24 protein-coding genes are annotated in these 22687 nt (G+C 68.3%); 5 read left to right on the top strand and 19 right to left on the bottom strand.

Annotation, left to right across the window (positions count from 1 at the left end):
• Nucleotides 1-8 precede the first annotated feature (8 nt).
• The 11 genes from Y590_RS11515 to Y590_RS11465 all read right to left on the bottom strand — a co-directional run bounded on the left by Y590_RS11515 (nucleotide 9) and on the right by Y590_RS11465 (nucleotide 9651).
• Nucleotides 9-620 (bottom strand): cysteine hydrolase family protein, encoded by a 612-nt coding sequence (locus Y590_RS11515; protein WP_210172761.1) that lies wholly within the window; start codon nucleotides 618-620, stop codon nucleotides 9-11.
• A 155-nt stretch (nucleotides 621-775) separates the two neighbouring features.
• On the bottom strand, nucleotides 776-1789 hold the full coding sequence (gene bchI, locus Y590_RS11510; RefSeq protein WP_060769956.1) for a magnesium chelatase ATPase subunit I: 1014 nt from the start codon (nucleotides 1787-1789) through the stop codon (nucleotides 776-778).
• Between the two features lie 109 nt (nucleotides 1790-1898).
• A complete protein-coding gene (locus Y590_RS11505) occupies nucleotides 1899-2228 on the bottom strand; it encodes a hypothetical protein (RefSeq protein ID WP_060769955.1) in 330 nt (109 codons plus the stop codon).
• A gap of 1 nt (nucleotide 2229) precedes the next feature.
• On the bottom strand, nucleotides 2230-2697 hold the full coding sequence (ptsN, locus tag Y590_RS11500; RefSeq protein WP_003598085.1) for a PTS IIA-like nitrogen regulatory protein PtsN: 468 nt from the start codon (nucleotides 2695-2697) through the stop codon (nucleotides 2230-2232).
• Nucleotides 2698-2893: 196 nt separating this feature from the next.
• Nucleotides 2894-3502 carry a ribosome hibernation-promoting factor, HPF/YfiA family gene (gene hpf, locus Y590_RS11495; RefSeq protein ID WP_060769954.1) on the bottom strand — a complete coding sequence of 203 codons (609 nt, stop codon included), beginning with the start codon at nucleotides 3500-3502 and terminating at the stop codon, nucleotides 2894-2896.
• 113 nt (nucleotides 3503-3615) lie between these two features.
• Nucleotides 3616-5151 carry an RNA polymerase factor sigma-54 gene (rpoN, locus tag Y590_RS11490; RefSeq protein ID WP_083530978.1) on the bottom strand — a complete coding sequence of 512 codons (1536 nt, stop codon included), beginning with the start codon at nucleotides 5149-5151 and terminating at the stop codon, nucleotides 3616-3618.
• A 756-nt stretch (nucleotides 5152-5907) separates the two neighbouring features.
• Nucleotides 5908-6777, bottom strand: a complete 870-nt coding sequence (lptB, locus tag Y590_RS11485) for an LPS export ABC transporter ATP-binding protein (RefSeq protein ID WP_060769953.1) — start codon at nucleotides 6775-6777, stop codon at nucleotides 5908-5910.
• Between the two features lie 17 nt (nucleotides 6778-6794).
• Nucleotides 6795-7523, bottom strand: a complete 729-nt coding sequence (locus Y590_RS11480; RefSeq protein ID WP_060769952.1) for an LptA/OstA family protein — start codon at nucleotides 7521-7523, stop codon at nucleotides 6795-6797.
• Nucleotides 7520-8278 (bottom strand): hypothetical protein, encoded by a 759-nt coding sequence (locus Y590_RS11475; protein ID WP_060769951.1) that lies wholly within the window; start codon nucleotides 8276-8278, stop codon nucleotides 7520-7522. The genes Y590_RS11480 and Y590_RS11475 overlap by 4 nt, the downstream gene beginning before the upstream one ends.
• Nucleotides 8279-8545: 267 nt before the next feature.
• The gene (locus tag Y590_RS11470; RefSeq protein ID WP_060769950.1) at nucleotides 8546-9175 is read right to left on the bottom strand and encodes a ribonuclease D; all 630 of its coding nucleotides are present in this window, start codon (nucleotides 9173-9175) and stop codon (nucleotides 8546-8548) included.
• A gap of 110 nt (nucleotides 9176-9285) precedes the next feature.
• On the bottom strand, nucleotides 9286-9651 hold the full coding sequence (locus tag Y590_RS11465; RefSeq protein WP_060769949.1) for a ComEA family DNA-binding protein: 366 nt from the start codon (nucleotides 9649-9651) through the stop codon (nucleotides 9286-9288).
• A 319-nt stretch (nucleotides 9652-9970) separates the two neighbouring features.
• Between Y590_RS11465 and Y590_RS11460 the strand changes: the two genes are divergently transcribed.
• The 3 genes from Y590_RS11460 (at nucleotide 9971) to Y590_RS11450 (ending at nucleotide 11833) form a co-directional block, all read left to right on the top strand.
• A complete protein-coding gene (locus Y590_RS11460; RefSeq protein ID WP_060769948.1) occupies nucleotides 9971-10303 on the top strand; it encodes a CsbD family protein in 333 nt (110 codons plus the stop codon).
• 47 nt (nucleotides 10304-10350) lie between these two features.
• Complete coding sequence (locus tag Y590_RS11455) at nucleotides 10351-11262, top strand: PhnA-like protein (protein ID WP_083530840.1); 912 nt, start codon at nucleotides 10351-10353, stop codon at nucleotides 11260-11262.
• Nucleotides 11263-11413: 151 nt separating this feature from the next.
• Nucleotides 11414-11833 (top strand): BA14K family protein, encoded by a 420-nt coding sequence (locus Y590_RS11450; protein ID WP_060769947.1) that lies wholly within the window; start codon nucleotides 11414-11416, stop codon nucleotides 11831-11833.
• A 105-nt stretch (nucleotides 11834-11938) separates the two neighbouring features.
• On the opposite strand, the gene Y590_RS11445 is transcribed toward Y590_RS11450, so the two are convergent.
• Nucleotides 11939-13465, bottom strand: coding sequence for a sensor domain-containing diguanylate cyclase (locus Y590_RS11445; protein ID WP_060769946.1), 1527 nt, complete (start codon nucleotides 13463-13465; stop codon nucleotides 11939-11941).
• 358 nt (nucleotides 13466-13823) lie between these two features.
• Between Y590_RS11445 and Y590_RS11440 the strand changes: the two genes are divergently transcribed.
• Entirely contained in the window at nucleotides 13824-15143 is a 1320-nt protein-coding gene (locus tag Y590_RS11440) for an MFS transporter (RefSeq protein WP_060769945.1), read from the top strand.
• Nucleotides 15144-15198: 55 nt separating this feature from the next.
• On the opposite strand, the gene Y590_RS11435 is transcribed toward Y590_RS11440, so the two are convergent.
• Nucleotides 15199-15630 (bottom strand): PaaI family thioesterase, encoded by a 432-nt coding sequence (locus Y590_RS11435; RefSeq protein ID WP_060769944.1) that lies wholly within the window; start codon nucleotides 15628-15630, stop codon nucleotides 15199-15201.
• 43 nt (nucleotides 15631-15673) lie between these two features.
• Here Y590_RS11435 and Y590_RS11430 point away from each other — a divergent pair, with 43 nt between their 5' ends.
• Nucleotides 15674-16237, top strand: a complete 564-nt coding sequence (locus tag Y590_RS11430) for a CoA-binding protein (RefSeq protein ID WP_144440061.1) — start codon at nucleotides 15674-15676, stop codon at nucleotides 16235-16237.
• A 65-nt stretch (nucleotides 16238-16302) separates the two neighbouring features.
• On the opposite strand, the gene Y590_RS11425 is transcribed toward Y590_RS11430, so the two are convergent.
• From Y590_RS11425 to Y590_RS11400, 6 genes are all read right to left on the bottom strand, one after another.
• Nucleotides 16303-16728 carry an organic hydroperoxide resistance protein gene (locus tag Y590_RS11425; RefSeq protein ID WP_012752863.1) on the bottom strand — a complete coding sequence of 142 codons (426 nt, stop codon included), beginning with the start codon at nucleotides 16726-16728 and terminating at the stop codon, nucleotides 16303-16305.
• A 141-nt stretch (nucleotides 16729-16869) separates the two neighbouring features.
• Entirely contained in the window at nucleotides 16870-18132 is a 1263-nt protein-coding gene (locus Y590_RS11420) for an MFS transporter (protein ID WP_060769942.1), read from the bottom strand.
• The gene (locus Y590_RS11415) at nucleotides 18129-19127 is read right to left on the bottom strand and encodes a MaoC family dehydratase (protein WP_060769941.1); all 999 of its coding nucleotides are present in this window, start codon (nucleotides 19125-19127) and stop codon (nucleotides 18129-18131) included. The genes Y590_RS11420 and Y590_RS11415 overlap by 4 nt, the downstream gene beginning before the upstream one ends.
• Nucleotides 19128-19227: 100 nt before the next feature.
• A complete protein-coding gene (locus Y590_RS11410) occupies nucleotides 19228-20199 on the bottom strand; it encodes a type II secretion system F family protein (RefSeq protein ID WP_003598115.1) in 972 nt (323 codons plus the stop codon).
• A gap of 48 nt (nucleotides 20200-20247) precedes the next feature.
• The gene (locus tag Y590_RS11405) at nucleotides 20248-21219 is read right to left on the bottom strand and encodes a type II secretion system F family protein (RefSeq protein ID WP_060769940.1); all 972 of its coding nucleotides are present in this window, start codon (nucleotides 21217-21219) and stop codon (nucleotides 20248-20250) included.
• Nucleotides 21216-22664, bottom strand: coding sequence for a TadA family conjugal transfer-associated ATPase (locus tag Y590_RS11400; RefSeq protein ID WP_060769939.1), 1449 nt, complete (start codon nucleotides 22662-22664; stop codon nucleotides 21216-21218). Before Y590_RS11400 ends, Y590_RS11405 begins: the two co-directional genes overlap by 4 nt.
• Nucleotides 22665-22687: the final 23 nt, after the last annotated feature.

The raw sequence follows: 22687 nt of genomic DNA, 5'->3' as shown, positions 1-22687 counted from the left end.
AGAACGCGTCAGATCGGGTCCATGGAAGGCACCGTCGAATCGGGCGGAAGCGGAATTCCTTGTCGGATCCGTTTGACGGCTTCTTCTGCAGACAGCACATCGATTTCATAGAGCTGTTGCAACCAGGTCATGAGCGGCTGGCGCAAGGCAGCATCGACCTGGCCCACAGCATCCTCAATGCAGATGACGTTGAAACGGCGTTGAGCGGCATCGGCCGCTGTCAATCCGACGCACCCGTCGATGAAGACACCGGCCAACATCAACGTCTCGATCTTCGCGGCACGCAGCCGATCCTCGAAGTCCGTTCCGTAGAACGCACTGTTTTGCGTCTTGACGACGCGTTGAGCCGAGGGAGGCACGAGGTAGCCCTCGATCGCCTCGATGTCCGGCGTGCCTTCGAGCAGACAAGGATAATCATACTTCAACATAAGTTTGGACCAAGTGCTTCGGTCCCGCTTATGGATCGTTACGATGTCGTAGATCGGCAGCGATCGCTCCTCGAATGTCGAGATCAATCCATTCAAGCTCGTCAACAGGCGCCCGATCTGACTGGAGCGATCTTGATAGCGGAACATCCAGTTCTGAAGATCGATGATCGCAAGAGCTACACCACCGTCCATATCGGCACCGTGAGTCAGCAAGAGGGAACCGGCTTGGAGCATTGTCCCGAAAGGTGGTCAGCGGCCTTCGTAAAAAAGATGATGCAAAACCAAAAGATCGGAGCATCGTCGTGGATCCGGTGTCGAGGACGATGCTCTAGCGGCCAACCCAACCTCTATCCCGGTCCCAAAACCTCCTCCACGGCCCGCGCCACGCGCGCCGTGGAGCCCGACTCGTCGAGCGGGTTGCGGCGCAGGCGGTGACGCAGCGCGCTCGGCGCCACCCGTCGGAGATGCGCCACGGAGACCGTTTCGTCGCCGTCGAGGGCGGCAAGCGCACGGGCGGTGCGCATCAGGGTGAGTTCGCCGCGCAGGCCGTCGGTGCCGAGGGCGAGGCAGAGCCGGGCTGCGTTCTCCAGAACCGCATCGGGCACGCTCACACTGCCGAGACGCTCGCGGGCCGAGAGGATCGTCTTCTGGAGCGCCTTTTCGGCCTTCCCTTGCGCGGCGCAGAACGCCTCGCCGTCGCGCTCGTAGGCGTCGCGCCGCCGCACCACCTCGATACGGGTTGCGATGTCGGTCGGCGTCGTCACCTCGCAGGCGAGACCGAAGCGGTCGAGAAGCTGCGGACGCAGCTCCCCCTCCTCCGGGTTGCCGCTGCCGACGAGGACGAAGCGGGCGGGATGGCGCAGCGAAAGACCCTCACGCTCGACGGTGTTGACGCCCGAGGCCGCCACGTCGAGCAGGAGGTCCACGAGATGGTCCTCCAGCAGGTTCGCCTCGTCGATGTAGAGGAAGCCGCGGTTGGCCCGCGCCAGCAGGCCCGGCTCGAACGCCTTTTCCCCCTTGGTGAGCGCCCGCTCCAGATCGAGCGCGCCGACCACCCGGTCCTCGGTGGCGCCGAGCGGCAGATCGACCACTGGCACCGGGATCTGATGGCTCTTGCCGCGTCCGCGTGCGCAGTGAGGGCAGGCCTCGGCCGGGCTGTCGGGCGAGCAGGAATAGGGACAGCCGGCAACCGCGCGGATCTTCGGCAGCAGCGCCGCGAGCGCCCGCACCGCCGTGGACTTGCCGGTGCCCCGGTCACCGAAGACGAGGACGCCGCCGACGGACGGATCGACCGCCGCGATCAGCAGGGCCCGCTTCATCTCCTCCTGAGCGACGATGGCGGTGAAGGGAAAGGCAGGCACGCGGGATCGGTTCCTGGGCCGGAGGGGCCCGGAAGGGGCCCAGAAGGGGCTCACGGGCGGTTGCACCGATCATGCACGAATTGCGCGGCACGAACAGCCGCGCTCGGATTCACATCCCGCGGCAGCGGCTGCGTAGGAGGCCCGAAAATTCCTTTTCCGAGGCCTGGACCTGGGTCAGGCGCTCGGTCCGCTCGGGGCCGGACAGGCAGCGGCCGTAGACGCCGGCAATCCGGCGCATGGTCTCGACATGGCGGCGCCAGACGCGGCACAGGCTGGCCTCGTCCTCGCCGCCGCCTTCGAGCTGGTCAATCGCCTGCCGCTGCATCGAACCCGCGACGAGCACGTCGCGGGCGCAGGCCGCCTCGCCCTCCGCATGCAGGCTGGCGGGAGCGAGGAGCGCCGCCAGAACGAGGGCAGCGCGGGGAGAGAATACGGCCATGTCAGGCGGCCTGGGTCGTCGGGCCGTTGGCGAGCAGGGCATAAAGAGCGGTCGCGTCGCGGGCGCTGCGGATGCGCTCCAGCATGCCGGGCTCGCGCAGGAGCCGGGCGACCTGGGCGAGTGCCTTCAGGTGGTCGGCCCCCGCGCCCTCGGGAGCGAGCAGGAGAAAGGCGACGTCGATGGGCTGGCCGTCGAGGGCATCGAAATCCACCGGCTTTTCCAGCCGGGCGACGAGGCCGAACAGCCGGTCGAGCTGAGGGAGCTTGCCGTGGGGGATCGCCACGCCGTCGCCGATCCCCGTGGAGCCGAGGCGCTCACGGTGGAGCAGGGTTTCGAAGACGTCCCGCTCGGACAGGTTCGGGAGGCGGCGGACCGCATGGGCGGCCAGTTCCTGGAGGACGTGCTTCTTGTCCCGCACGCGCAACGAAGAAACGACCGAGTCCGGGTTCAGAAATTCGAGCATCGGCATGAAAACTAAACGCCTCGTGGGCGGGATCCATCCAGCGATCCCGCGTTCCATGCACGACTGCCGAGACCCTACGGCCCCGGCACGGAGCGCATCGCGAGCCTGCCCGAAATCCCGGAAACCGATTCCGGTACCGGTCTCCGGGGCTTCGTGAAGGCCCCGAACGCCACTCCGAGAGGGTTTGAGGCGAGCCCCTGCCTCATTCCCGCTCGCCGGGCGGATCGACCCACCCGATCGCACCGTCACTGCGCCGATATACGACGTTGATGCGCCCGGTGCCAGCGTGAACGAACACGACGACCGGGGCGCCGGTCATGTCGAGGGCAGTGACCGCCTCGCTGACGGATTGGCGCTTGAGCGTGCGCGTGCTCTCGGCCACCACCGGCGGATGCGCCCCCTCCTCCGCCTCGGCGTCGAGCGGCTCGTCGTCCACCTCGTCGTCGGGCGCGGCGAAGACGGCGTAGGCCGCCTCGATATCCGCCCCGTTGTGGCTCGCCGCGCCGTGATCCTTCAGCTTGTGCTTGTAGCGGCGCAGGCGCTTCTCAAGCTTGTCGGCGGTCTGCTCGAAGCTCGCATGCACGTCGTGCGCCGCGCCCGAGGCTTCCAGCGTCAGCCCGGTGACCAGGTGCAGGACGCAGTCGGTTCGGTATGCCGCCCCATCGCGCCGCAGCGTCACGTGCCCCGTGCAACTGCCGCTCATATGCGGATCGAGATACTTCGCGAGGGTCGCCGCCATGCGGTCCTCGACCCGGCCTCGCAGGGCCGTACCGAGATCGAGGCCATGCCCCGTCACCCGCAAACCTGCCATCGACGTCTCCGCTCTTCCTGCCGGGACATCGAGAGTTAGAAAGGGGGACGGGGCAAGTCAAACGCGAAGGCGAGCCGGCGCAAGGCTTTCGCGCGCCGCCGACCCGGCCGGGGTCAGCGGACGGCCGTGGCCATCTTCTCGCGGCGGCGCTCGATCGACGACGGGATCCGCAGCGACTCCCGGTACTTGGCGACGGTGCGGCGGGCGATGTCGACGCCTTCGTCGCGCAGCCGCTGCACCAGCGCGTCGTCGGACAGGACGTCGGAGGCTTCCGCATCGACAAGTTGCTTGATGCGGTGACGCACGGATTCCGAGGAATGGGACGCGGCACCGGCCGCGCCGGGGATCGCGGCGGTGAAGAAGTACTTCATCTCCAGGGTGCCGCGGCTGGTGCCGATCGACTTGTTGGAGGTGACGCGGGAGACGGTCGATTCATGCATGCCGATCGCCTCGGCGACCGTCTTCAGGTTGAGCGGACGCAGGTGGGCGACCCCGTGCAGGAAGAACGCGTCCTGCTGGCGGACGATTTCGGTGGCCACCTTGAGGATGGTGCGCGCCCGCTGCTCCAGGCTGCGGGTGAGCCAGTTCGCCGTCTGCAGGCATTCGGACAGGAACGCCTTGTCGCCGTCCGCCACCGCTCCCTTCGAGACGCGGGCATAATAGCTCTGGTTGACCAGCACCCGCGGCAGCGCCTCGGAGTTCAGCTCCACCAGCCAGGAGCCGTCCGGCGCGGGGCGCACGAACACGTCGGGGATCAGCACCTCGACCGCGTGGGCGCCGAAGGCGCGGCCGGGCTTGGGGTCGAGGCGACGGATCTCGGCCAGCATCTCGACGAGATCCTCGTCGTCCACGGCGCAGAGCCGGCGCAGGGCCGGGAAGTCGCGCTTGGCCACGAGATCGAGGCGCGAGACCAGCGCCTGCATCGCCGGATCGAACCGATCCTGCTCGCGAAGCTGGATCGCGAGGCATTCGGCGAGGTCGCGGGCGGCCACGCCCGGCGGATCGAAGGTCTGGACGAGTTTCAGGATGCGGGCGACGTCGTCGAGCGAGGCGCCGAGCCGCTCCGCCACGCCGTCGATATCCTCGCGCAGGTACCCCGCATCGTCCACCGCATCGATCAGAAAGCTGCCGATCAGTCGGTCGGACGGGCTTTGCGTCGCGAGATCGAGCTGTGCGGCGAGGTGCTCGCGCAAGCTGGTCTCGGCGGTCAGCGTCGCTTCGAAATCGGGAAGCTCCCCGTCGAAGCTGCCGCCGGCATTGCCGTAAGGGGCCGGGGTCAGCGAGAGCATGTCCCCGGCCCCGGTCTCGCGGGGCGTGGGGTTCTCGTCGGCAAACACGTTGTCGAGGCGCGTGTCGAGGTCGCCCTCGATCTCGCTGCGGCTCTGCGTCATGTCGGAGCCGAGCCATGTCTCGGATTCCGGCCCGTCGCCCCCGTCGTACGCGCCGTCGCCCGAGGTCTCCGGCGCAACGCGCTCGGGCTCCCCTTCGGTCTCGGCGCGCTCCAGAAGCGGATTGCGCTCCAGCTCGGCATCGACATAGGCCGAGAGATCGAGTTGCGAGAGCTGCAGGAGCTTGATCGCCTGCAACAGTTGCGGTGTCATCACCAGGGCTTGGCCCTGACGCATCTCGAGCCGCTGGAGCAGACTCATCTCGACGCCCAACCTTCAGAAATCATTGGAAAATCGCAGCCCGCGCACGAGCCGCACCAACCCCGGCACGTTCTTTGCTTCTCCTTTGATTGGTTCTAGCGCCGTCGGCTCGACACGTCAAAGCCGTTTCTCTGTGCCCCTGCCTGAATCGGTGCATTGCGGTAGCCGGGCAACAGGCCCCTTCCACATCGCCACGCCCGAAAGCCGAATGATCGCGTTTATCAGTCGCTATTTTGTTCGAGATTAGAACCGGCAAGGAAAGAAAGTCTTTCTCGCATTGTGGCCGGCGCAATCATGGTTCGGCACGGGTGTTCAAGCTCAGCCTTTTTCGCTCGACAATGCCCCCCGCAACTGGAGCGGCAGAGGATGTCAACGGCGCGCGGCGGGCCACTGCGAACACGAACCATGGATCACGACGGCGCATCGTCACGCAAATGCCGCCGACCGCGTTGTGAGGCTAGGGGATCGTGCTTCGCGAAGCCTATTGCTGCGGCGCCTTGAGGCTACCTCATCAACGCCCCGATCTCTGACCGTTCTCGCTTTGGCGCGGACGGGGCAGCGGGAGTTTTGCGAGAGACCCCAACAAGCTGCCGCAAAAGCCTCGGGGAGGAGTGAAACATTCCCTGGAGGCCGATTGTCGATGCCGGGCAATCCGGCAGCCGACGCTTCATCCCGTCAGCACGCCTCACGCTCGGCGCGAAGTTCGATCGAGCTGGAGATGATCGTTCTACCGCGTCGGACTTTTGCAGCGGCCTGCTAAAGCCGGAAATCCTCGCCAAGATAGAGCCGCCGGGCGTCCTCGTTGGCGACGATCTGCTCGGGCGTGCCTTCGGTGAGGATGCGGCCGGAATGGGCGATGTAGGCGCGGTCGATCAGGCCGAGCGTCTCGCGGACGTTGTGGTCGGTGATGAGCACGCCGATGCCGCGTTGCTTCAGGTGCTTCACGAGATCCTGGATGTCGCCGACGGCGATCGGGTCGATGCCGGCGAAGGGCTCGTCGAGCAGCATGAAGGTCGGCGAGGAGGCGAGCGCCCGAGCGATCTCGCACCGCCGCCGCTCGCCGCCCGAGAGCGCGATCGACGGCGACTTGCGCAGGCGCGCGATGTCGAACTCTTCCAGCAGCGAGTCGAGCTTGCGCTCGCGGGCCTTGCGGTCCGGCTCGGCCACTTCGAGCACGGCGCGGATGTTATCCTCGACCGAGAGCCCGCGGAAGATCGAGGCTTCCTGCGGCAGGTAGCCGATACCGAGCCGAGCCCGCTGATACATCGGCAGATGGGTGATCTCCATGCCGTCCAGGCTGATGAAGCCGCGATCGGCCGGGACGAGGCCTGTGATCATGTAGAAGATCGTGGTCTTGCCGGCGCCGTTGGGGCCCAGCAGTCCCACTGCCTCGCCGTTATGGACGGTAAGCCCGGCCTCGTGGACCACGGTGCGGGAACCGTAGCTCTTGCGAAGACCGCGCACGTGCAGCACGCCCGGACCGCCGTCCCCGGCGAGCACCCCGCTGGAGGCCGCCTGCGGTGCCGATCCAGCGCGCCCGAGAAGGCGGCCGAACCATGAGGCTTTGCGGCCTCGGCTCGCCGGCTTCGGCTCGGCGACCGCGCGAAGCGGCACGCCCGAAGGCATCCCGGCTCCGGTCACCGTCAGTTCGCCTGCGCCCGCGTCTTCACGGCCGGCTTTTCGGCACCCTTGTCGGCCCCTTTGGCACCGGGCTTGGCCGCGACGGCCGGCTGGGTGCAGCCCTTCGGCTGACTGCCCTTGGCTTGGCCGCCCTCGCCCGGCACGAACATCGCCGAGACGCGTCCGCCTGCCACCGGGTCCATGTTGGCCCGCCCGCTCGCCATGTCGTAGACGAGACGCGAGCCACGGGTGACGTTCTGGCACTGGCTGAGCACGACGTTGCCGGTCAGCACGATGCGCTTGGCCTCCTGATCGAACACCGCATTGTCACCGGTGGCGATCTGATCCTTCTGCGCGACGGTCACGGGGCCGGCGCATTCGACCTTGCGGATGCCGTTGCCGCCGAGCGCCGCCTTGGCCTTCGCAGCCTCGGCGGCTTCAGCCTCCGACTTTGCCGCGTCCTTGCTCGCGTCCTTGTCCTTGTCGCGCTTGTAATGGACCGTCATCGCCGAGCAGCGGATCGTGCTCTCGCCCTGCACCGCCACGACGTTGCCGGCGAAGATCGCCTTGTTCTCCTTGTCGAACACGTCGAGCCGGTCGGCGTCGATCTTGATCGGCCCCTTGCCGCCGCCGACGGTGCCGAGCGCGGCGGGCTTCTCCTTCACCGTCTCCTTGGTCGGAGCTGCGGCGGCGGAATGCGCCAGGAGGAGAGCGAGGCCGGCGGCAAGCGCCGGGCCGAGACGCGGCGTCATCGCGTGGGTTCCGCAGCGGAGGTGTGGATGCGCTCCGGATCCGTCCGCAGGGCGACCTTGGCATCGCTCTCCTTCTCGGCCTCGTCGCCGTGGAACACGGCATGGACGCGGCCGACGAAGGAGACGACCCGGCCGTTCTCGACCACGTCGAGGGTGTCGGCGACGATCGAGCCCGACGGCACTGTGACGGTGACGGCCTTGGACGAGCGCAGGCTGCCGGTCTTGAAATCGACGGTGGCGACCGAGAGGCGAACCTCCTCGCCCTTGTCGGTCCAGAGCCGGATGTCATTCTCGAGGTTGAGCGATTCGCGGGTGGAATCGAACACACCGCCCTTCGCCTCAAGGTAGGCGCGGCCGCCCTTGTCGTCGGTGGCCACATGGCCTTTCATGGCCTGAAGCTCGATGATGCTGGGCTTGCGCACGTCCTGCTGCGCCGCGTCGGCGACCACTTCGTAACCGCGTTCGCCTTTGCGGAAGCCGGACAGCCGCGGATTCTCCATCGTCACCTTGGTGCCCGAAACGCTGATCGGGCCGAAGGAGACGTTGGGAATGCTGCCCGTCAGCGGGCTCCAGAGCACGATGGCCGCGAGCCCCAGCACGGCGATGCCGGCGGTGACCGGAATCACCCGGCGTAGCGTCCGCACCTGCGCGCTGTGCCGACGCGCGCGTCCATGCGCGCGCTTGCGACGCGCGTTCTCGTTCGCGGCGAGCGCGAGGAGATCCGTCTCCCCCTGGATGGTGTCGGCCGCCTGCATCGCGTTCCTGAAGGGTCGGCGCTTGCGGTCGCGCCCCGCCGGCCGGATGCCCCGGTGCGGTGGCGAAGTTATGGCCTCGTCTTTGCGAAATGATCAACGGCACCCGCGTGCGCCCTCGCACCGAAAGCGGCATGAAGCACCGCATCTCGGCATGCTTACCGCGCGGCGTTGCCGGCCGGCATCGCTCTCGGCACCGCAGTGACGCCGCTCGCTCAGGTACCCTGTACTTCGCCGGGCCGGCAGTGACCTTCGGGGGGCCCCTGACTCTCAGGCGTGGGCGAAGATGTCGACCTCCGGCCAGCCGGCGAGATCGAGCTTGGATCGGGTCGGAAGGAAATCGAAACAGGCCTGCGCCATCTCGGTGCGGCTTTCGCGGGCCAGCATGGCATCGAGACGCTCGCGGGCGGCATGCAGGTAGAGCACGTCGGACGCAGCGTAGTCGATCTGCGCCTGGCTCAAGCTCCCGGCGCCCCAATCGGACGATTGCTGCTGCTTGGAGAGATCGACGCCCACGAGTTCGCGCACAACGTCCTTGAGGCCGTGACGGTCGGTGTAGGTGCGGGCGAGCTTCGAGGCGATCTTCGTGCAGTAGACCGGAGCCGGCATGACGCCGAACGCGTTGAACAGCACCGCGAGATCGAACCGGGCGAAGTGGAAGATCTTGACGACGCCGGCATCGGCCAGGACCGCCATGAGCCGCTCCGGTGCCGGGTCGCCGGGCCGGATCTGCACCACATCGGCGCTGCCGTCGCCGCGGGACACCTGCACGACGCAGAGCCGATCGCGATGCGGGTTGAGCCCCAGCGTCTCGGTGTCGATCGCGATCGCCGCGCCCGGCTCGAAATCGGGCGGCAGGTCGCCGTGGTGGAGGCGGATCCGGGCAGGGGCGGCGGCCATCGTCGGTTCAAACGTCTTCGAAGGGCGGGACGGCCCGCGCGTAGCACCGCGCGCGCCATCCCGATAGCTCCGCCGATCCACGGGCGGATGCGAAGTCTCTTTCTGACCGTCTATTTCTGTTTGGCGATGATCTGGTCCTTGATGCCGGCATAGACCGCTTCCGGCACGATCTTCTTGCGGACCAGCTCGTCCTTGCCCCGGTAGGGGCGGCCCTTGACGATGGCCGCCGAGCGCGCCTCGCCGATGCCTTTGAGCCGGCTCAGCTCCTCGGCACTGGCCGAGTTGATGTCGATGAGTTCCGCCTTCGTATCCGCTTTTGGGGCGGCGGAGGGTGTGGCGGCCGGCGCGGTTGCGGGAGCGCTGGCCGGGGGCTTCGTGGCGGTGGATGGCGCGGCCGGACTCGGCGCCTGGGCCAGGGCCGGGGCGGCAGCGAGCCCGATCAGAACGGTGAATGTACGCAGCAGAGACGAACGCATGTCGATCTCCCGACATCTCGGGGCGGCGGGGCGCCGCGCCCGTTTTCGACATCTAGGGCGGACAGGTTGAACCGTCCTTGAACGCGATCCCGCACCGATCCCAGGCACTTCGGGCGACGACGCCCGTCGAAACCGTAAGGAGGCGGGGCGCGGGCGGCATGGCGCGATTGTGACTGTGGACCCGCACGGTCGCGGCGGAACCAGGGCGTTCACAACCCGTTCGTGCACCGCTGCCCGGTCAAGCTGACGACCGGCACCGAATGACGGTCCGTCCCCGAAAGGCGGCGCGACAGGCACTTTTCGAACGAGGAATGCGACCATGGTCGATGGGAACAGAATCACGGGCGCCGCCCGTGAGTTGGGCGGCAAGGTACAGGGCGCGGTCGGAGACCTGACCGGTTCCCACAACGATTCGGCCGAGGTCCGTCTGCGCGAGGCCGCGGGCCGGGTGGAGACCATCTACGGTCAGGCCAAGGACGCCGCGCGGCACGCCGCGGACGAGGCCTACGACACCGCCGAGGATCTCTACGATCGCGGCCGCCGCTCCCTGGAAGAGGGACACGAGCGCTCGGTCGAGTGGCCGCACACCTCCCTGCTCATTGCCGGCCTCGTCGGCTTCGGCCTCGGCCTTCTCGTGCGCGGGCGCAGCTGACGCCGGACCACGTCTTCCTCGAACGGCCCCAGACTCGGAGTACCAGAGTGACTCACCCTTCCGGCTTCCAACCCTCGCCCATCGACGGCACGCGGAGCCTCGCCTACGAGACCGTGGCCCTCAATCAGGTCTCCTGGGGCGCCGTCTTCGCCGGCGCCGCGACGGCGCTGGTGACGCAGGTCGTCATCAATCTCGCGGGCGTCGCCGCCGGCCTCGCCTCGGTCGGCCTCGACACGGCCGAGAACCCGACGGCGTCGAACTTCTCCCTTGGGGCCGGCACATGGTTCGTCGCCTCCGGTATCGTCGCCTCCCTCGTCGGTGGCCTGATCGCGGGGCGCCTCGCCGGAAAGCCCCTGCGCGGCATCGCCGGGCTGCACGGCTTCGTGTCGTGGGTCGTCACCACCCTCGTCGTCCTCTACCTGCTGACCTCCGCTGCCAGCGGCGTCGTCGGCAGCGCCGTCAGCACCGTGGGTTCGGCCCTCGGCGGAGCGGGCAACCTCGTCGGCGGAACGATCCAGACCGCCGCTCAGGCCGCCGCTCCCTCGCTGACCAAGGTCTCCAACCCGCTCGACCGGATCGAGCAGCGGGTGAAGGATCAGGCTGCCGGCCAAGACCCGCAGGCAGCCCGCGATGCCGCCGTCTCGGCCGTGCGTGCCCTGCTCTCGGGCGACGCAGCCGACAAGCAGCAGGCGGAGACGCGCGCCGCCGACGCGCTCGCCAAGGCGCAGAACATCCCGGTCGATCAAGCGCGTCAGCAGGTCCAGGATTACCAGAAGCAGTACGAGCAGGCGGTCGCCACCGCGAAGAAGCAGGCGGAAGAGGCGGCCAAGACCGCAAAATCGGTCGCGACCCAGGGCGCCCTCTACGCCGCGATCGCGCTGATCCTCGGCGCCATCGCCGCCTTCCTCGGCGGGCTTCTCGCCGCGCCGAAGCCGGCATCCCTGACCGTTCGCGACTGATCCGTCGATCCGGCCCCGTTCTGGTGGCATCCGGCCGCCGGACGCGGGAACCCGGTTCGGACGTTGTACAACAAGGGGGCGCCGGCCGTCGGAACCGCCCGGCGCCCCCGTTTCGAGCCGAGGCTCAACGACCAAAGGAGTTTCCAGACCGATGAAATCGACCTTCGCCCTCGCCGCCATGACCGCCCTCCTCGTCGGCACGCCGGCTTTGGCTGCGCCCGCGCCGCAGAGTCCGGTGGACGCCCTGGTTCGGGGCGAGCTGCCGACCGACTATGTCCAGTACCGCCGCTACGGCCACCGCCATTACGGGCACCGTCGTTACGGCTACGGTCGAGGCTATCGCCGCGGCCCGGGCGTCGGCGCTGCGGTCGGCGCCGGTGTCGCGGGGCTGGCGGCCGGTGCCATCCTCGGCGGCGCCATCGCCAACTCGCAGGCCCAGGCCGCGCCGGTCGTCGTCCAGGGCGGCGCCGATCCGGAAGCCGTGGCGGCCTGCGCCCGCCGCTTCCGCTCCTACGACGCGCGGAGCGGCACCTATCTCGGCAATGATGGCGCCCGCCACCCCTGCCCGTAAGCGGAGCGGTTCACCCGCGCAGGTACGATATCGCTGCGCGGGTGGCCCGATCGGGGCAGCTGCGACCAGGGACTTTTGCCCGACGCGGCCGACTGCGCCGCCGCGTCAGGCCGCATATCGGGTCTGATTCCGCCCGCCCGCCTTGGCTTCGTAGAGCGCCGCGTCGGCGCGCCGATAGAGATCCGCGGCGGTGCCGCTGCCGGAATGCACGGCGAGGCCGAGGCTCACGGTGACCGTTCGGGGAGCGATGCCGGCGGAGGGCATGGCAACTCCGGCAATCGCACGGTGAATCGTCTCGGCGATGCGTGTCGCGCCGTTATGGTCGGTCCCGGGCAGCAGGACCGCGAACTCCTCTCCGCCGACGCGGGCGACGAGGTCGCCCGGTCGGCAAACGCTGGCGCGCAAGCTGTCCGCCAGCCCCTTGAGCACGGCGTCGCCAACCGCGTGGCCGTAGCGATCGTTGTAGCGCTTGAAGTGGTCGGCATCGATCAGGATGAGCGCCAGCGGCCTGCCCGTAAGCCGAGACGTCTCCCAGGTCTGGGCGAAGACCGTTTCGAAATGGCGCCGGTTCGGCAGGCCGGTCAGGACGTCGGTCTGGGCAAGGCGAGCCAGCTCGGCCTGCATGGCCGCGCTGCGGCGCAGTTCCCGCCCGAACAGCAGCGAGAGCAGAACCGTCAATCCGCACAGGACGAGAACCGCCAAGCCGATGATGGCGGCCTTCTCCCGCCACTCCGCCTCGATCTCCCGCGTTCCGAGGGCGATGTTGAGGACGAGCGGTAACTCGCCGACCTGGGTGAAGGCGTAGTACCGCTCGACGCCGTCGCGGACGGAGACCCCCTTGAAGCTGCCTTCGCGCTTGGCGACGAAGGCCCGGAAGGTCGGGGCACCGGCGATGTTCGCACCGATGTCGCTCTCCACGAAGGGGTAGCGCATCACGCGGGTTCCGTCGCGCAGGTAGAGGTTGATCCCGCCTTCGCGACCAAGCCCGATCCGGGCGAACAGCCTGCTGGAATAGGACAGTTTCAGGCTCGCCAGCACCACGCCACCGAAGCTGCCGTCCGGCTTGTCGATGCGCCGGCTCAGCACGATCACCGGTTCGCCGAGCAGACGCGATATCAAGGGCCTGCTGATGTGCAGGCCGAGATCGGCGTGCGTCCTGTGAGCCTGAAAGTAATCGCGGTCGGCATTGTTGAGCCGGCGGGCCGTATCGGCGCTCGCATCGATGATGCTGTCGCCGTTCTCGTCGACGACCAGCATGACCCCCATGTCGCGGGCGGTCGCGGCGCGGTCGAACAGGGCGAGGCGGCGCAAGGACGGATGGGTGTCCAGCAAGCCGGGCGCCTTGAGGTTATCGACGACGCCCTGGAGGGACAGATCGATGATCTCGACATTGCGGGCGATGTCGCGCTCGATCACCTGAAGCAGGTCCTTCGAGGTCTGCTCGGCTTTGTCCCAAGCGTCCTGGCGAAGCTCGAGCAGCATGATGGCCGAGAGCACCAGCATGCCGATCGGTGCGAGCACGCCGAGGATGATCCAGCTCCGGGCGGAGCGGACGTACCGGGCCAGCGGAAGCCACCGCGCCGACAGCGATCCTGCCTGCATCCGGTTCTGTTCGCCTTCGGAGATACGCATCGGCTTCGTTCTGACGAATGGTCCGCTCTCTTTGGGTGCGGCGCTCTAAGCAAACCTTTCGCAGGGGCGCGACGCCGACGCCCGATCCGACCATGGCTAAAGCGGCGTTACCGGGGTCGGCTCGAATGGCGGCATCGCCCATATCCCACGCATTCGTGATGGCGATTGCGGGATTAGGATCTTCAGCAGCCGGAACGATCCGGCCAAGCAGGCTTTAGCGCCGGGATCGAACGGACATGCGATCGTCTCAAGACGCCGTTTGTGCCGCCCGACACCCGGAAACGCCGATTTCGCGACGTCCTTTCCGAAGGCGGACCTTAGCCCTTCCGGACGCCGCGCTGACCCGTGGACATGACCGATGCGTGGCGACGCACTTCCCTCAATCGATCCCGCGTCGCGTCAGCCGTCCCGGCGCGCGTTGCGCGGACTCGACCTGCTCAACGTCACCCTCGCCGACGTGCGCGACGGCCTCGGTCCGTATCTCGCCATCTATCTTCTGGCCGTGCGCGGGCCCGATCAGGGCTGGAACGAGGCGACGATCGGTCTCGTGATGACGATCGCCGGCATTGCCGGATTGCTTGCGCAGACACCCGCGGGCGCCCTGATCGACCGCACCAATGCCAAGCGCAGCGTCGTCATCGCCGCCGCGGTCGTCGTGACGCTGAGTTGTCTCGCTCTGCCCTGGATCTCGAATTTCTACCTCGTCGCCGCCACGCAGGCGCTCGCCAGCATGGCGGGTTCGATCTTCGCGCCGGCCCTGACCGGCATCACGCTGGGAATCGTCGGCCCCAAACTGTTCTCGAAGCGCATCGGCCGCAACGAAGGCTTCAACCATGCCGGCAACGCAGTCTCGGCGATGCTGGCGGGCGGCTTGGCCTATATCTTCGGCCCCATCGTCGTGTTCTGGCTCATGGGACTTCTCGCCGCCTGCTCGATCGTCGCGATGCTGCTGGTGCCCGCCGAGGAGATCGACGATGACCTCGCCCGCGGCCTCGACTGCGCCGAAGACCAGAACTGCGAACAGCCCTCGGGCTTGAGCCTGCTGCTGCGCAACCGCCACCTGATGCTGTTCGCGCTTCTCTGCGCCGCGTTCCACCTCGCCAACGCGGCGATGCTGCCCTCGGTCGGACAGTTGCTGACCAAGGTCGTCGGCAAGGACAACGCGACCTCGCTGATCGCGGTCTGCATCGTCGCCGCCCAATGCGTGATGGTGCCGATGGCGGTTCTGGTGGGGTCGAAGGCCGACAGTTTCGGGCGCAAGCCGATTTTCCTCGTCGCCTTCGGCGTGCTGGCCCTGCGAGGCGTGCTCTACACCTTCTCCGACAACCCGTTCTACCTCGTGGCGGTGCAGTGCCTCGACGGCGTCGGCGCCGGCATCTACGGCGCGTTGTTCCCGATCGTGGTCGCCGACCTCACCCGCGGCACCGGCCGGTTCAACGTCGCCCAGGGCGCGGTCGCGACGGCACAGGGGCTTGGCGCGGCGCTGAGCGCGACGCTCGCCGGCGTGGTCATCGTCGGCGCGGGCTACTCGGCGGCCTTCCTTGTGCTCGCGGCGATCGCGGCGGCGGGCTTCGCGATCTACCTGCTGTTCATGCCCGAGACCTTTGCCTACGAGCCGCGCCCCACGGACGTGCCGCCCATAACCCCCTCGACGCCCCTGGCGGCGCCGGCCGAGTAGGGCTCGCCTCCGGGCCCAGACCGCGCCTCCGCCGCATTCGCTGGAGCGCGCGGCCTCACCGCTCCGGCGGGATCGAGTAGGTGCCGGTGGTGTGGCAGACGATCGCTTTCCCGCCTACACTCCGGATCGCGACCTCGCCCACCGCGAGGCGCCGCCCGAGCTTCATCAGGCTGCATTCGGCGATAAGGGCGGCGGGGCCGGGCCGGCGCAGGAAATTGACGTTCAGGCTCGTCGTCACGGCGAGTGCCACCGGGCCGATATTCGCGAGGATCGCCGCGTAGAGCGCGTAATCGGCCAGCGCCATCATCGAGGGGCCGGACACCGTGCCGCCGGGCCGCAGGTGGCGCTCGTGGTAATCGAGCCGCATCCGTGCGGAGAGCGGACCGACCGCCTCCAGGTGGTAGTGGCGCCCGCCTGCATTCATCTGCGGGAAGTCGCGTTCGAGGAAGGCGGCCGTCTCCTCCAGGCTCATCAGGGTCTCGCTCATCCTCCGCCTTGCAGCATGCCGACGCATGGCGGACAAGGGCGGCATGATCCCGACGATCGACGACGCACCTGACGGTATCGCCACACGGCACGACCGCTATCCCGATGCGCAGATCCGCGTCGTTCTCAAGGAGGCGCGCTCGATCGCCCTGGTCGGCGCCTCGGCCAACCCGGCGCGGCCGAGCTACATCGTCTTCAAGTACCTGGCCGAGCGCGGCTACACCGTGACGCCGGTCAATCCGGGGCTGGCGGGCCAGACTCTGCTCGGCCGGCCGGTGATCGCCCGGCTCTCCGACCTGACCGGGCCGGTCGACATGGTCGAGATCTTCCGCAATTCCGCCGCGGCTGGGCCGCTGGTCGATGAAGCGCTGGCACTGCCGGTGCCGCCGAAGGTGATCTGGATGCAGCTCGGCGTGCGCGACGACGCGGCGGCCGCGCGGGCCGAGGCGGCGGGGGTCACGGTCATCATGAACCGCTGCCCGAAGATCGAGTACGGCCGGCTCTCCGGCGAGATCGGCTGGACGGGCGTCAACTCCCGCATCATCAGCGCGAAGAAGCCGGTGATGGCCAAGGGCGGCGTGCAGAAGCGGACGATCGAGGGGACGTAAGGCAACAGCGCCCCCGGCCTATGATGGGCCGGGGGCGCTTCGAGAGTATGATCGGGATCGAAGTCTCAGGCGACCGTCAGACCGACATCGACATTCCCCCGCGTCGCGTTGGAATACGGGCAGATCTGGTGAGCCGCTTCGACGAGGCGCTCGGCATCGGCGCGGTCGAGGCCCGGCAGGCTGACCTTGAGGTCGGCGGTGATGCCGAAGCCGCCCTCGGAGCGCGGACCGATGCCGACCTGGGCGGTGACGGTGGTGTCGGCGGGCACCTTCAGCTTGAGCTGGCCGCCCGCGACCTTCAGCGCGCCGATGAAGCAGGCCGAGTAACCCGCGGCGAAGAGCTGCTCGGGGTTGGCGCCGGGGCCGCCCGCGCCGCCGAGTTCCTTCGGGGTCGAGAGCTGGACCTGGAAGTTGCCGTCCTCGGTGCGGGCGGAGCCGTCGCGGCCACCCGTGGCGGAGGCGGTGGTGCGGTACTTCACATCGACGGTCATGGGTCTGTCCTCATATTCGGGGCGAACGGGGATTGCTCCGCTCGGCTCCAAACCGGGATAGCCGCATTTTAGATTGCGCGCAATCTAAATCGTGCGCAATTCATTTTCCGGGGCTGTGCGACTCCCCTCGCCCGTGGGGCGTCAGGCGTCCCGCCCCGTCTCCGGCATCGCGATGACGGCGGCGAAGCTGATTCCCGCGGCAACGGCGAGATAGAGCCCGACGAAGCCGATGCCGCCCGAATCGGCGAGCCACTGCGCCGCGAAGGGTGCCCCGGAGGCGCCGACGATACCGGCGAGATTGTAGGTCACCGAGGCACCGGTGTAGCGCACCCGGGTCGGGAACAGTTCGGGTAGCAGCGCGCCCATCGGCCCGAAGATCCAGCCCATGGCAAAGAGCGCTAGGCAGAGGAAGGCGAGCACCAGGGCGGGCTCGCCGCTGCCGAGCATCGGCCCGAGTACGGCGCCGAGTGCCCCCGTGACGGTGAGCCCCGAGAGCATCACGGGCTTGCGCCCGAAACGGTCGGCCGCCCATCCGGATAGAGGGATCGCCAGCGCCATGAACAGGATCGCCACGCACTCGAACAGCAGGAAGGATTTTCGCGCATACCCGAGCGTGCCGGTGCCGTAGCTGAGGGCGAAGACGGTCGAGAGATAGAAGACGGCGTAGGCCGCCACCATCGCCAGCGTGCCAAGCAGCGTTGCGCGCCGATGCGCGGAAAAGATCGTGGCGAGGGGCACCCGTTCCGGCGGCGCCTGTTCGAGGGCGGCGCGGAAGGCCGGGGTCTCGGTGAGCTTCAGGCGGACATAGAGCCCGACGCCGACGAGGACGGCCGAGGCCAGGAAGGGCAGACGCCAGCCCCAGGCCTCGAAATCCGCCGGGCTCAAAGCGACGCTGAGCCCGAGGAACAGGAGGTTGGCGGCGATGAAGCCGATCGGAGCGCCGAGTTGCGGGAAGATCCCGTAGAGCGCGCGGCGCCCTGGCGGCGCGTTCTCGACCGCGAGCAGGGCCGCCCCGCCCCATTCCCCGCCGAAGCCGACGCCCTGGCCGAAGCGCAGCAGGCAGAGCAGGGCCGGCGCCCACCAGCCGATGCTGCCATAGCCCGGCAGGCAGCCGATCAGGACGGTCGAGAGCCCCATGATCATCAGCGAGGCGACCAGCGTCGCCTTGCGTCCGATCCGGTCGCCGAAATGCCCGAAGGCCGCCGCCCCGATCGGCCGGGCAAGGAACGCGATGGCGAAGGTCGCAAACGCCTGGAGCGTCTGCACGCCGGGCTCGCCATGGGGGAAGAAGATCGGCCCGATCACCAGGGCGGCGGCGGTGGCGTAGATGTAGAAATCGTAGAACTCGATCGCGGTGCCAACGAAGCTGGCGACGAGGATCCGGCGGGCGGACGGAGCGCTCATGCGGCCGGAGGCTCCCACTGCCAGAACACCGTGCCGGTGAACGCGAAGACCGGCTCACCGCGTTGATTCTCGGCCGTGTTGTGATGCGTGGCGATGCCCCAGCCGGGCCGCGAGCGGGAGGCGCGCCGGTCGATGAGCGTGCTGGCATAGCGGATCGTGTCGCCGGCATAGACCGGCCGCAGCCATTTTAGGTCCTTGAACCCCGGCGAGGGGCCGAGCTGCGGCACCGGGCCGGAGCGGGCCGTGAGCGCGATGTCCCGGGCGAAGGTCGCGTTGAGCCGCTTCATCCAGACCGCTGCGGTCTGCCAGCCCGAGGCGCAGAGCGCGCCGAAATGCGTGGCCCGCGCGGCCTCCGCATCGAGATGGAAGATCTGCGGATCGTAGGCCCGCGCGAAGGCGATGATGTCGTCCGCCTCGAAGCGGTGGGCGCCGAGTCCGCGGGTGACACCAAGCTCCGCCTGCGCAAGGTAGGGCAGCGGCACCGCGTCGTCCGGCTCCGCCACGGGGCCCGTCTCCGTCGAGAGTTCGACCGGGCGCGGTGCGGGCACGGCGCCGGCGCGCGCGAACAGCACCGCGAAGGCCTGGGTCATCACCGCCTCGCCGCGCCCGTTCGTCAGCGTCATCGAGAGCCGCGCCATGCCACGGTCAGGCTTCGAGGATGACGGGCGGACTTCCTCGACACGGATCACCGCGCTCAGGGCATCACCGGGCAGGACGGGTCTCAGCCAGCGCAGGGCGGTGATGCCGGGCGACCCCATCGAGGTCGCGTGCGAAACCAGGGCCTGCGCGAACAGGCGCATGCCCAGCGCCGCCGTCTGCCAGCCCGAACCGATCAGGGTGCCGACGAAGGTCTCCTTCGCTGCCGCCTCATCGAGGTGGAAGGGCTGCGGATCGTAGGCCCGGGCGAAGGCGACGAGTTCGTCACGGCCGACGGTGATCGGCCCGGCCGCGTATTCCTGACCGGGTGCGAGATCGTCGAGGGAAAGCAGAGCCATGGGGTGCCGCGTCGCGGTGGAGATCCGCGCGTGGCTACAGCATCGAACGGCCGAGTGCATCCGGGGATCGGGCCGAAGGGGCCGCTGGCCCCGAAGCCGCTTACTTCATCGCCTCGTAGACCTGGATACCCGCCGGCGTCAGGAGAACCACGAACAGCACCGGCAGGAAGAACAGGATCATCGGCACGGTGAGCTTCGGCGGAAGCGAGGCGGCCTTCTTCTCGGCCTCAGTCATGCGGTAGTCCCGGCTCTCCTGCGCCAGCACGCGCAGGGCCTGCCCCACCGGCGTGCCGTAGCGCTCGGCCTGCATCAGCGCCGTGGTCAGCGACTTGACGATCTCCAGCCCCGTGCGCAGGGCGAGATTCTCGTAGGCCACGCGCCGCTCGGGCAGGAAGGACAGCTCGGCGGTCAGGAGCGCCAGTTCCTCGGCGAGCACGGCCGATTGGCTCGCGACCTCCAGGCTGACCCGCCGGAACGCGTTCTCGACCGACATGCCCGACTCGACGCAGATCAGGCAGAGGTCGAGGGCGTCGGGCCAGGCGCGGCGGATCTCCGCCTGCCGCTTGGAGGTGATGTTCGACAGGTACACCTCCGGCAGCTTGAGACCGAAGAAGCCGGCAGCAAAGACGAGGCCGAGCCGGATGACGAACGGTTGGTCGAGCACTTCGAGCACGAACAGGTAGAACAGCGCGACGGCCGTGAGGGTGATCGGCATCACGAGGCGGAAGAAGAGGAAGGCGGTCTCGGCCCCGGCGCCGCGATACCCGGCCCGAATCAGCTTGGCTTTGGCGGTCTCCGTGCCGAGCCAGCGGCCGAGATTGAACTGCTCGACGACTCGCTTCATGTAGGCCTTCGGTTCCGCGCGCAGCGTCGTGCGGCTGTTGAGCCGCTCGCGTTCGCGCTGACGGATCTGCTCGCGCTCGTCGCTGACGAGCTTCATCCGCTTGGCGAGTGGGTCGCCCTCGATCAGCGGCTGCACCAGGGTGAAGGCCGTCGCCGCCGCGGCGACGCCCGCCAGCACCGCAGCGATGGTGCGGGGCGCGAACGCAGTGTTGACGAAGTCATCCAGCATCGGTGTCCGGCCCAGTCCGCCCCTTCACGTCGCCTTCCGGCGCGCGACTCAGATGTCGAAATTGATCATCTTCTTCATCACGAAGACGCCGGTCAGCATCCACAGACCCGAGATCACGAGGGCGATCTTGCCGACCGAGGTGGTCCACAGGAGCGCGGTGTAATCGGGACTCGACAGATAGGTCCCCCCGCCGACGACGAACGGCAGGGCACCGATGATGGCGGCCGATGCCTTGGCCTCCATGCTCATCGCCTGGATCTTGCCGGCCATCTTCTTGCGCTCGCGCAGCACCCGCGACAGGTTTCCCAAGGCCTCCGAGAGATTGCCGCCGGCCTTCTGCTGAATGCCGATCACGATGGAGAAGAAATTCACCTCGGTCACGGGCACGCGCTCGTACATGCGCAGGATCGCGTCGGACATCGACAGGCCGAGCGCCTGGGATTCCATCGTCACCCGGAACTCGCTGCGCAGAGGCTCCTTCGCCTCGCGTGCGATCATGCGCAGGCAGTCGCCCAGGGGAATGCCGGAGCGCAGACCGCGCACCACCACATCCATGGCGTTGGGCAATTCCTCGATGAAGGCCGCAACCCGCCGCTTCTGCCGCCGCTTGAGCCACCACGCGGGCAGGCCGAGCGCGCCCACGAACAGGGCGAGCCCGGCGACGATCACATTGTGCGAGACGAAGAAGGCGGCCAGCGCGAGCACGACGGCGGAGATCGCCGAGACGACCTGATACTTCTGGCGGCTCCAATCGAGGCCGGCGCGGGCGAGGCGCAGTTCGAGGGTGACCTTGGTCTTGTCCTTCTTGGCTTCCAGCTCCTTGAGACTCTTGGCGACTTGCTCGCGGCGGCTGGCGGCCGCGCCGCGCTCCGCAAGCAGGGCCTGGGGCTGACCCAGCGCCTTGCGACGCTGCTCGGCCCGCCGCTCGCCCGAAAGGGCGGGCATCAGGAACACGTAGGCGAGCGAACCGGCGGCCACCGCCACGAGCCCGACCGCCAGAGGGGCGTTGAACGCACTCACGATGCCGCCTCCCCTTCGGTCACGGCGGCGTCGAGGGCGGCGGCCAGCGCCCGCTCCTCGCCGTAGTAGCGCGCCCGCTCCCAGAAGCGCGGACGGCCGATCCCGGTGGAGCGGTGGCGGCCGATCAGGCGCCCGTTCGCGTCCTCGCCGAGCACGTCGTAGACGAACAGATCCTGGGTGATGATGACCTCACCCTCCATCCCCATCACCTCGGTGATGTGGGTGATGCGCCGGGAGCCGTCGCGCATGCGCATGGCCTGGATGATCACGTCGATCGAGCCGGTGATCATCTCGCGCAGCGTGCGCGAAGGGAGCGAGAAGCCGCCCATCGTGATCATCGATTCGATACGCGCGAGGCACTCGCGCGGGGAGTTGGCGTGCAGCGTGCCCATCGAGCCGTCGTGGCCGGTGTTCATCGCCTGCAGCAGATCGAAGGCTTCCGGTCCGCGCACCTCGCCGACGATGATGCGCTCGGGGCGCATGCGCAGGCAGTTCTTGACCAGGTCGCGCATGGTGACCTGCCCCTGGCCCTCCAGGTTCGGAGGCCGGGTCTCCAACCGCACCACGTGCGGCTGCTGGAGTTGAAGTTCGGCCGCGTCTTCGCAGGTGATGACGCGCTCGTCGTGCTCGATGAAGGCGGTGAGGCAGTTGAGTAAGGTCGTCTTGCCCGATCCGGTGCCGCCCGAGATCACGACGTTGCAGCGGACCTTGCCGATGATCTGCAGGATCTTCGCGCCCTCCGGCGAGATCGCCCCGAAGCGCACGAGCTGATCGAGGGTGAGCTTGTCCTTCTTGAACTTACGGATGGTCAGCGCCGGCCCATCGATGGCGAGCGGCGGAGCGATGACGTTGACGCGCGAGCCGTCGGGCAGGCGCGCGTCGCAGATCGGCGAGGACTCGTCCACGCGGCGGCCGACCTGGCTGACGATCCGCTGGCAGATGTTCATCAGTTGCTGGTTGTCGCGGAAGCGCACGGAGGTGAGCTGAATCTTGCCGCCGACCTCGATGAAGGTCCGGTCGGCGCCGTTGACCATCACGTCGGCGATGTCGTCGCGGGCGAGCAGCGGCTCCAGCGGACCGTAGCCGAGCACGTCGTTGCAGATGTCGTCGAGCAGCTCTTCCTGCTCGGCGATCGACAGCACGATGTTCTTGAGACCGATGATCTCGGAGACGATGTCGCGGATCTCCTCGCGTGCCGCCTCGCCTTCGAGCCGTGCGAGCTGGGCGAGGTCGATGGCCTCGATCAGCGCGCCGAAGATCATGCTCTTCGTGCGGAAGTAATCCTCGGATTTCGGCTGCTGCACCTGCGGCGCCGGGGCGCTCGGCGCCTCGGGACGCGCGCGCACGGCCTCCTGCTGCAGGACCGGCGGGGTGACGTTCGCCGGTCCGGCTGCGGGAGCGGCCGGGGCGGGAGCCGCGGCGGTATTGGAGCGTCGACCGAACATGGCGCCGCGCCTTCAGCAGTCTT

The sequence above is a fragment of the Methylobacterium sp. AMS5 genome (assembly GCF_001542815.1).
Classification (GTDB): domain Bacteria; phylum Pseudomonadota; class Alphaproteobacteria; order Rhizobiales; family Beijerinckiaceae; genus Methylobacterium.
This window is presented reverse-complemented; position numbering and strand designations above follow the sequence as displayed.